The sequence below is a fragment of the uncultured Thiodictyon sp. genome, from assembly GCA_903837595.1.
GTDB lineage: Bacteria > Pseudomonadota > Gammaproteobacteria > Chromatiales > Chromatiaceae > Thiodictyon.
The window spans coordinates 21,378-30,331 of record CAILVI010000078.1 but is presented as its reverse complement, the minus strand read 5'-3'; the positions used below and the strand labels follow the sequence as shown (position 1 = coordinate 30,331).

At 65.5% G+C, this 8,954-nt stretch carries 8 protein-coding genes and 1 pseudogene; 3 read left to right on the top strand and 6 right to left on the bottom strand.

Annotated elements, in window-relative coordinates; translation table 11 throughout:
- The first annotated feature begins 191 nt into the window (after positions 1 to 191).
- Together QZY44_RS04260 and QZY44_RS04255 are read left to right on the top strand one after the other, a co-directional pair.
- Positions 192 to 338: a hypothetical protein gene (locus QZY44_RS04260; RefSeq protein WP_295442706.1), complete on the top strand. Its 147-nt coding sequence runs from the start codon at positions 192 to 194 to the stop codon at positions 336 to 338.
- A gap of 186 nt (positions 339 to 524) precedes the next feature.
- On the top strand, positions 525 to 872 hold the full coding sequence (locus tag QZY44_RS04255) for a hypothetical protein (RefSeq protein WP_295442704.1): 348 nt from the start codon (positions 525 to 527) through the stop codon (positions 870 to 872).
- Here QZY44_RS04255 and QZY44_RS04250 read toward each other — a convergent pair.
- The 4 genes and pseudogenes from QZY44_RS04250 to QZY44_RS04235 all read right to left on the bottom strand — a co-directional run bounded on the left by QZY44_RS04250 (position 845) and on the right by QZY44_RS04235 (position 5,158).
- Positions 845 to 2,947, bottom strand: a complete 2,103-nt coding sequence (locus QZY44_RS04250) for a serine hydrolase domain-containing protein (protein WP_295442701.1) — start codon at positions 2,945 to 2,947, stop codon at positions 845 to 847. The two genes, QZY44_RS04255 and QZY44_RS04250, sit on opposite strands and share 28 nt — an antisense overlap.
- A 435-nt stretch (positions 2,948 to 3,382) precedes the next feature.
- A pseudogene (locus QZY44_RS04245) lies at positions 3,383 to 3,662 on the bottom strand (transposase); the annotation flags it as partial.
- Positions 3,661 to 4,305: a hypothetical protein gene (locus QZY44_RS04240; RefSeq protein WP_295442698.1), complete on the bottom strand. Its 645-nt coding sequence runs from the start codon at positions 4,303 to 4,305 to the stop codon at positions 3,661 to 3,663. The gene QZY44_RS04240 and the pseudogene QZY44_RS04245, both read right to left, overlap by 2 nt.
- Before the next feature lie 10 nt (positions 4,306 to 4,315).
- The gene (locus tag QZY44_RS04235; protein WP_295442695.1) at positions 4,316 to 5,158 is read right to left on the bottom strand and encodes a sulfurtransferase; all 843 of its coding nucleotides are present in this window, start codon (positions 5,156 to 5,158) and stop codon (positions 4,316 to 4,318) included.
- A 179-nt stretch (positions 5,159 to 5,337) separates the two neighbouring features.
- On the opposite strand from QZY44_RS04235, the gene QZY44_RS04230 reads away from it, so the two are divergent.
- The gene (locus tag QZY44_RS04230) at positions 5,338 to 5,526 is read left to right on the top strand and encodes a CPXCG motif-containing cysteine-rich protein (RefSeq protein WP_295442692.1); all 189 of its coding nucleotides are present in this window, start codon (positions 5,338 to 5,340) and stop codon (positions 5,524 to 5,526) included.
- An 8-nt stretch (positions 5,527 to 5,534) separates the two neighbouring features.
- Here the strand turns inward: QZY44_RS04230 and QZY44_RS04225 are convergent, their stop codons facing one another.
- The gene (locus QZY44_RS04225; protein ID WP_295442690.1) at positions 5,535 to 7,646 is read right to left on the bottom strand and encodes a DEAD/DEAH box helicase; all 2,112 of its coding nucleotides are present in this window, start codon (positions 7,644 to 7,646) and stop codon (positions 5,535 to 5,537) included.
- Positions 7,643 to 8,953 carry a BREX system ATP-binding protein BrxD gene (gene brxD, locus QZY44_RS04220; RefSeq protein ID WP_295442687.1) on the bottom strand — a complete coding sequence of 437 codons (1,311 nt, stop codon included), beginning with the start codon at positions 8,951 to 8,953 and terminating at the stop codon, positions 7,643 to 7,645. The genes QZY44_RS04225 and brxD overlap by 4 nt, the downstream gene beginning before the upstream one ends.
- Between the last annotated feature and the right edge of the window lies 1 nt (position 8,954).

The window sequence follows — 8,954 nt, the reverse complement described above, 5'->3', positions numbered from 1 at the left end:
CACGCCTTCGGGCCAGTGCAAGCGCCGCAGGACTTCGTAACACTTGCCGTCGTCCAGCAGCGTTGTGAGGGGGATCATCAGCCTAACTCCGAGACCTGCAAACCTTCCTGGCGGCTGGCAATCATAAGCCTCTTTTCACGATATTACAAAAACTTAGCAGCCGCCTGAAACGCAGGAAGAGCCTCCAATGATTGTCAGACCCCGATGACTGGTGCCCGCCGTTTCCGGGATACCGCCTCTACTACCCGAGCCGCCGCCACCCGTCGGCGGCATTCGCGCTGCTGGTCGACGCGCTGCGCTATCGCGGGCCGGCGACGGAAGACCCCGCGACGGTCTAGACGTAGCGCAGGGCGCCCGCGAGCGACCGGTTTTGCGTTCATTTCCGCCGCCGGGATTCAGGCCGCCGGCGGATGTTTTACGCCAAAGGGGACGGATACCGGACATTTCTAACTTGCGCACAAGCGGACATCTGAAACTTGCGTTGACATTTTCTGTAGGTGCATCGCTGGCGCGAGCAGTAGCGCGTGCTCGCGTGCTCCACCGCCTCGAGCCTGAAACCGCACGCAACCCTCTTCGATTGCCTGATCCTGGTGCGCCGCGTCGAATTTCGTCACATCAACTGGACTTTGGCCATTTTCAGCCTGAGGGAAGATCTCATGCACGTCTGGGTCAAGCGACCTGCGCGGGGGCGCAAAATCGCCGAAGAGTTCGTAGAGTTGGCGGCGGCGGCGGCGGGACGCGGGTGGCCCCAGGTGGCCAAGTCCGGTTCCTTCGAGGTGTCACACAACGAACGTTTAGGTGACAGGCAGGGAAGGAATTCAGTCGGTGCCTGTGCCGTTTCCGTTCAGGACGGTTTGCCCGACGTGTGCTGATTCACCGTCAACGTCAGCGTTGTGCGCGGTCGACCATGCATTACTAGGTAGGAACCGCCAGGAACCGCACCAACGGCTCCCGCCTTCAGGCCCCGCTCCAGGAGCGTGAATTCGGGGTCGTACAGATACCAGGCGCTGCTGCCGGTCAGGGTCAAGGACGCGGCCGCCGGCAGCCGGCGCCACTCCCCCAGGCCCTCATGGCCGATGGTCACTGTCCCCTGGCTCCACTCCAAAGGCGGCACCGTTGCCAACGGACGGTACCGGAGGCCACCCCAATTGACCCATTCCTCACCATCCCGCTCCTCGATCACCAGATCGTTGAGGCCCCAACCATTGTCGACGGGGATCTTGAGGCACATCCGGGCGCACGCGTGGCCTTCGCGCGGGTCCAAGACCTGCACCAGTCTTAGCCCCGCGGTGATCACCAAAGCGGCGACATAGCCCTCCAGCCCCGGGATCAGACCCAAGCCGAACAGGGGTGGCTGGCGACCCAATGCCAGGAAGGCACTGAACGGGTCATCGACGATCAGCCAGTGTCGACCGACACGCGCCTGCCATCTGGGGGATAGAGGCTCACCCGGAGGCAGGTCATGGCTGTCGGGAAGTTCCATTGCGTAATGCCCGAGCCCGCCAGGCCGGCGTACGGCCAGGTAACGACGGCCAGCCGCGACGACCTGCCGATACGCCACTTCCGGACGGTGATCGGCCACGAAGTAACCGCTCTGGCGCCGTCTGAGGCCGGCGAGCGAGGGGAGCCATCGCCCGTCAACGAAATTCGACAGGGTCACGGTGCGATCGGCCTGAACCTCCAGTCGGCGTGGCCCATAGCTGCTGGCATAGATGCCGGCGATGGCGGCCAGGTCGGCGTCGCTGGCCGGAATGGCTGGTCCTGGGTCGGGTGCCGGCGCCGCCGCAACGGTCGCAATACTCCCGCGTTCGGCCAGGGCATTGAGTAGGATGCGCTCGGCCAGGACGCCGGCGACACTCGCCATCGTCGAGCCGTTCGTCAAACTGACCGTGATCGCCAGCCGCTCGTCGGGGGCGACGATCAGATAGCTGTGATAATGATCCGCATCCCCTGCCTTAAACCAGGCCGTCACCCCGACCGCGGCCAGTCCGCCCTGGCGAACGCCGTCCCAGCCCAGACCGAAATGGGCGTAGTGGTCCGTGATCGGGTTGAGCGGTCGATCGACGGTTTGATCCCGGCCCATCTCGGCGACGGCGTCCGACGAGAGGAGGGACTGATCCCCCACCCGCCCCCGGTTGAGCAACATCATCGCCAACCGTCCCATATCGCTGGGTGTCGAAAAGAGTCCACTGGCATAGACGTTGACATATTCCTGGGGTTCGGGTCGACCCGCGCCATCCAGTGCCGGGGCAAAGCGGCCGGTGTCGAAGCGTTCCAGCCCGAAGTGACTGTGATTCATGCCCACGGGCGTCAGGATTTCCTGCTCGACGAACGCGGTGTAGGGCCGACCCGTCACGGCGGCGATCAGGCATTCGATGAGTGTGAAGCCGTCGTTGCAATAGACGGCCAGCTCGCCCGGTGCATGCTTCAGGCGTTCGCTGGCCAGGGCATCCAGGAAGTGGGCGGAATAGCCATGAACCGGGACGATGGTGAGGACGTTGGGAAAGAAGGTGCCAGGCAAACCGGACGAATGGTCGAGCAGCATGCGTACCGTGATGTCGCGGTAGGCTTCACCATCGGCCAGGCGGAAAGCGGGTACATAACGCACCAGCGGGGCGTCGAGTTCGACCAGCCCGCGATCGACCAAGATCATCGTGGCAACGGCGGCGATCACCTTGCTGCATGAGGCGACGCAAAAGAGCGTTTCGGTGGTTGGCGTCTGGCTCGACGTCCGGTCGATCGACCCAAATGCCTCCGCCCACAGCAGGCGCCGGTCATCGACCAGAGCGAGCGTAACCGCTGAGGTGTTGGTCTTGCTCAGGGCCAGTTCTTTCAGGATGGTGGCGCGCGCATCGGCGATCGTGGCCGCATAGGTCAGCGGCCCATGGCTGCCAGCGGGGGAGTGCTCAGATTGGCCGATGTCGAGATTGGTTTCACGGTCATTCATCATTGCAGGACCTGAGGCGAAAAACGGGGCCGACGCAGGGCTATCGCATCAATATAGTACCTAGGCGCCTCCTGCGTTTCAGACGACGCTGGTCAGCAAGGCCGAGAGCATGGGCTGGAGCACCCCCCGGCCGCACGCGCGGACGTTGTGTGTGAACTGAAAGAATCCCAGGTAGAGCGGCAATTTCTCCTGGGGGATCCCGCGATGAGGACGGAGCCAGGAGCGCAACAGTGACCAGAAGCCCTCCATGGGTTTGACATGGACCTCGTGGAAGCCGTCGCCGTCCTCACCACGGGCGTACTCGCCCAGGCTGTGGTATACCGTCTTAGTCCAAGTTTAACACCCCAGATTATTTTACTCTTAAGATCCTCCGCTTATAGCAAGAAAAGTCGGTTAGTGGCACTACAACCGTGCAATTTTGCGAAACCGGGCGGCTTAGACAGCTATCTTCTGTATCCCTCCCGGGCTGGGATCACTGCCCAGCGCCTGAATGATCGCCAACTGCGCCGGTTCGGCACGGGTCGCCTTGCGTACATGCAAGCTGCGTCCGTCGGCACGGAGGAAGGTGGTGATGACCCGGCACTGCCCGGCGAGGGTGTCCGCGCAGGGTCGACCAGCGGTCGCTGATCCCCTGCGCCCGCAGGCGGCGACGAATCAGTTGGACGAACGGATAGGCCAGGACCGAGATGAACAAATGGCCGTCGACGCGCCCCTCAGTGGCCGACCTTATGATCAAGGCCATTCGGGCGGATGGTCAAGTACGGGCCGACTTGCTGCTGGACCTGGACCGGCGACAGCGGCAGACCGAAGGCGCAATTGTAGTAGGGGGCGATGCAGCGAAGGTACATGACGTCACTCGGCTCGGTCGCGGACAGCCACCAGACCTCTTCCTGAAACAGCGGGTCAGAACAACTGCTCGCGCCGTAGCTGACCGGGATGCGGGTCGTCGGGTCCAAGAGCAGGCGGCTGGAGACCCGGCTCACGTGGAAGTGCCCGCGCGCGATCGACTGCGGTTCGGCACCCGAGAGCGTCCGGACCTCCAACTCGCACCAGGAATTAAGCCGGTTGCTGGCGTTGGCAAGCCGGCCGTCCTGCAGGACGGCGTGGGCCTGTTGGGGCGGTATGGCGATGGGTGCCGTGACGCTCACCGCGAGGCCGATCAGCGGTGAGCGGGCGCCGAGGGCGCAGCCTGCCGTACCCCCGGCAAGCGCGAGCGCCAGCAGGGCTGGCCCGCAGCGGCTCGGGAGACCCCGTCGCAGGCCGGCGAAACCGGGCGCTCGCCCAGTGGCTGACGCGCGGCTCATCATTGCGAGTTCGTCTCCATTCAGCGGCACTGGTTCCGCTTGTTTGTCGGTCAAGGCCGGCCTCCTAGTCGCCGCGGGCGACCGAACCTTGTGGGTCGCGAATCCATTCACTCCAGGACCCGGCGTAAAGTTTCGAGCCGGATAGGCCAGCGACCTCCATCGCTAGCAGATTATGGCACGCGTTGACGCCCGAACCGCAGGAATGGACTGCCGCGTGCGGCGGCCGCTCGCCGAGTGCGCCGAGAAAGCGCGCGCGCAGTTGACCTGGCGACAGAAACCGCCCGTCCGCAGTCAGGTTGCCCTGCAACGGGAGATTGATGGCGCCGGGGATATGTCCGGCCACCCGATCGATGGGCTCCGATTCGCCGCGGAACCGGACCGGGGCGCGGGCATCGATCACCTGCAACCGGTTCTCGGCACGACCGGCCACCAACTCGGCGCTGGTCACCCAGGCGGCGTCATTCACATGGGCCTCGAAGCGTCTCGGCTGCGGTTGCGGCAGGCCGGCGGTCAAGTCGCCGCCCATGGCCGACCACGCCTGGAGGCCGCCGTCGAGCAGCGCCACCGCGGGGTGTCCGAGCCAGCGCAACAGCCACCACAGGCGCACGGCAAAGGCGCCGCCGGCATCGTCGTAGACCGCGACCTGCACCGACCGGTCTACCCCCCAGAGGCCGAGTTTGCATGCAAGTCCCTCAGCGTCCGGCAATGGGTGGCGCCCGCTCGTTGGTCCGATGGGCGAAGACAGGTCTCGGTTCAGATCGGCAAAGCGGGCGCCGGGCAGATGGCCTTCGCGATAGACGCGCTCGCCCCAGCCGGGGTCTGAGAGGTTGAAACGGCAATCGAATACGACGATGTCGGAGACTGCGGCGAGCGTGCGACAATCGATCAGATGCGGGTCATGGGGCATGGGTGTCTCCGGCGTGCGCTGGGCTTGACGAGATCTAGCCTACCGCAGAGTCGCGCGCCTCGCGAATCCGCCCGGGGACCTGGGCCCTGAACTGCCGCGGCAAGGCCCCCGGGATTCGCCGGCCGGCCGCTCCCGAACCGTTTCTCGTCCCGATCCGCTCCGCCGCGAGGAAATGCCGAATGCTGGAAAACACGCAAGTCGAGTGCCCCTACTGCGGCGAGGACTTCGAGACCACGGTGGACTGTTCGGCGGGCAGCCAGCGCTATATTGAAGACTGCCCCGTGTGCTGCCGCCCCATCGAGTTCCACGCCGAGGTGGACGGGAACGGCAACCTGATCGCCCTGGCGACGCGCCGCGACGATGACTGATTGTCGGCTCACGACGCAGGCGTTGGGTCTACCCCCTGTTCGATCACGGCCCTCGCTGTCGACACATCCAGCACCCGGGCTGCCGTCATGGCCAGGAGGGCGGACTCTGGCAACGCATCGGCGAATTTAACTGCGAGCGGCATAGTCCGCGCCATTTGGCGCGCCAGGGATGTCGTATCGGCCTCGGACATCAGGCCGCGCACCTGCGGCCGGTCAAACGCACCCCGCCCCTCCAAATAGAAGTCGTTGCTGCGTAGCCCGCGGATGCCAGGGCGTAGCAAGGCGGCCAGGGTGGCATTGGCCCGTCCGCCGGCAAAGGTCCACCAACGAAAGACCCCGTCACCCAGGTGTTGGATGCTGGTGCTGTCCGGGTTCAATTGGGGCAGCTCGGCCAGGAGTTCCTGAAGGTGGGCCTGGGCCCGCCGCGACAGGGTAAGGCCTGCCCCACCGACGCAAAGGATCCGCTGTACGCCCTGACAGAGCGCGAAGCCAAGCGCGCGGGAACTGGCCATCCACCGCGCCTTGCCCGGCTCGCCACTGGGCTCGACCCAGGCCACGCGTTGCGGCCAATCCACGCTCGCCACCTGCCAACTGCGCCCGCCAAGCAGCAGGATGCAGGGGGCACCGTCCCCGCTTTGCAGCGACAGGGGATCGACACTGCCCAACTCGACGGTCCCGTGTCGCACGGCGACCTGAATGGGCGTCGCGAATGATGAGAGCAGGTCGAGAAAATGCCGGCGGCCGTAAAGCCGCTCGCCGCGGCTGCCGAAGCCGAGCAGACCGTCCTGCTCCGCCAGTATGTCGTTGGCCAACATGAACCGAGTCACCGACTCGATGCCGGTCGGCGCCAGTTCCGGGAACAGGGTTGCCAACTGTGCCAGCCAGGCGGCCGTTTCCAGCGTGCCCCCTTCTTGCAGCACCAGGGCCATCGCCTGCTGGGCGACCAGATGCCAGGGTTCGGGCGGCGGCTCGACCGGCTCCACGAAGCCGGCTTGCCACAGGGACACCAGGGCGCAGGCGATCAGGAGGGCCTCGTCCGTGGTCGTCAGGAAGAGGCAATTGCGCGGGCTGCCGGTGCGCCTGCCCGTGCGCCCCATCCGCTGCAGGAAGGACGACACCGTGGCGGGCGCATCGATCTGGATCACGTGGTCCAGATCTCCGACATCGATGCCGAGTTCCAGGGTGCTGGTCGCCACGATGACGCAGTCGCTGTCTTGGCCGAAGGCCTGTTCCGCGTGATGGCGTTGCGCCGCGCTCAACGAGGCGTGAGAGACAAAGGTCCGCACCCCCAGGTCCCGCAGGGCATGGCTGAGCTCTTCGACGCGGGCGCGGCTGTCACAGAACACCAGGCGCTTGGCGCCGTGGTGCAACCGGGCAATCACGGTCGCTGCATTCGCGGCGTTCCCGACGAAGTCAATGGTGACCTGCGCCTCCCCCGCGGGCGCGGGTTCGCCGACCACGACTCCCGCGGGCTCCCCAACACAGCCGGCCGTCAGCCAGCCGAGTAGTTCTTGCGGGTTGCCGATGGTCGCCGACAGCCCGATCCGTTGAATCGGGCCGGCGGCAAAGGCCCCCAGCCGTCCCAAGAGCGAGCGCAGGTGCCAGCCCCGGTCATCCCCGGCAAAGGCGTGCAGCTCATCAATGATCGCCACGCGCAGCGCACCGAACCAGGCCCCTCGATCCACATGCCGCGAGATCAACATCCCTTCCAGCGACTCCGGGGTCGTCAACAGGATATCCGGTGCCTCGCGCAGGCTCCGGGTCTTGGCGCTGTGGCTGATATCACCGTGCCAGACCTGTACGCGCCGGCCAACCAGGGCGGCATAGCGGCTCAAGCGATGCTCCAGGTCGTTGAGCAGGGCCTTGAGCGGGCAAATGTAGAGGACGCTTAACCCCCTCCAATCCTCCGTGAGCATGCGCGAGAGCACCGGCAGGAGTGCCGCCTCGGTCTTACCGCCCGCCGTGGGCGCCAGCACCAGGCAATGTTGCCCGGCCAGGACGGGCACGATCGCCGCCAGCTGCTGGGGGCGTAGCTGTTGCCAACCCAGTGAGTTGACGACGTGATATTGAACCGCCGGATGCAGCCGCTCGAATGCGTTGATGCCCACGGTTGGGCTCACAGCTCAATGTCGTCCACGCTGCTCGCACCACGGCCAGCGCGTTCCTGGGCAGACAGCTCGGTGTCCGCAATCGTCAACGCGTAATGGGCGCGCGGGTCGAAGTCGGGATATTGATCGACCCGGTCCAGCACATCGCCGACCAGTTTCTTGAGAAAAACCCGTGGTGCCACCCCCACCCGGCCACCCAGATTGCCCGTGACCGCTTGAGCAAGTGCGGCGATATAGTCATCGTTCACTCGCCGCAACACCCGCTCCGGGGCCTGGCAGCCCGACCCATAGATGTCGCGCACCTTGCTCCCGACCGCGGCCAATAACTGCTGATCGAAGCCGGGCAGCCGGATCTGCACCGCCCGTGGATTGTCGAAGCGCGCGTCCGTCATGAAATCTGTATGTAGTCGCTGGGCCAGAGGTGCCAGGCGTTGCGCGCCCTGGGGGCCGTCGAAGAAGGCCGGGGTGCCGGTGATGAGCAGATAGAGTCCGGGGAAACGGCCTGCATCGATCTCGTCGATCCACTGGCGCAGTGCATTGAGACCTTTTTCACGGGTGTCAGCGCGCATGCGCTGTAGGGTCTCGACCTCGTCGAGTACCAGCAACAACCCCGAAAAACCAGAGTCGCGCAGGATGATGAGCAAACCCGCCAGAAAGTTGCCGGCGCCAAAGTGATCGATCTCGCCCTTGATGCCGGCCGCCCGGCGAATCGGTGCCGCCACATTGGGTTGTCCGGACAACCAGGCGATCAGCCCGTCCGCCAGGGCGTGATCCTCGGCCTGCAAGGCGCGGCGATAGGCGCGCAAGGTGGCAGAAAAGGCCGGTGCGACCTTGGTCACCGCGGCCAGGCGAGTCTCCATCAGCGCTTCCGTGGCGGCGATCAGGGTGTCCCCATCCTGGGCGTCGATGCGACCGTCGGCCAGTACGTCCTGTTCCAGCGCGTAAAACCAGCCGTCGATGATGCCCCGGAAGGCCCCTTCGCCCGAATCGGCGGTGCTGATCCGCTCCACCACCCGCCGGTAGAGCGTTTCCATCCGGTGCAACGGGGTGTCCGTTTCGGAAATCTGCACCTCGCTGGTGGCCAGCCGGCGTGTACGTGCGCGCTCCTGCAACCAGCGGCCGAAGAAGGTCTTGCCGGCACCATATTCCCCGCGCACCGCCTTGAAGAGGCCGCGTCCGAGCGCCGCGGCGTCCAGCTCTTCATCCAGTGTCGCCGCAAACCGCTCGATCCCGACGGCGAGTGCATCCAGTCCATTCTGCGGGACCGTGCCGCGCCGCAGGGCGTCGACGATCTCGGCGCGTCTGTGCTGACTGACCATG

Bases quoted from the DNA above. Each gene is read 5' to 3' on its own strand.
- QZY44_RS04250 (WP_295442701.1), bottom strand. From the start codon at position 2,947: ATGAATGACCGTGAAACCAATCTCGACATCGGCCAATCTGAGCACTCC.
- QZY44_RS04235 (WP_295442695.1), bottom strand. From the start codon at position 5,158: ATGCCCCATGACCCGCATCTGATCGATTGTCGCACGCTCGCCGCAGTC.
- QZY44_RS04230 (WP_295442692.1), top strand. From the start codon at position 5,338: ATGCTGGAAAACACGCAAGTCGAGTGCCCCTACTGCGGCGAGGACTTC.
- brxD (WP_295442687.1), bottom strand. From the start codon at position 8,953: ATGGTCAGTCAGCACAGACGCGCCGAGATCGTCGACGCCCTGCGGCGC.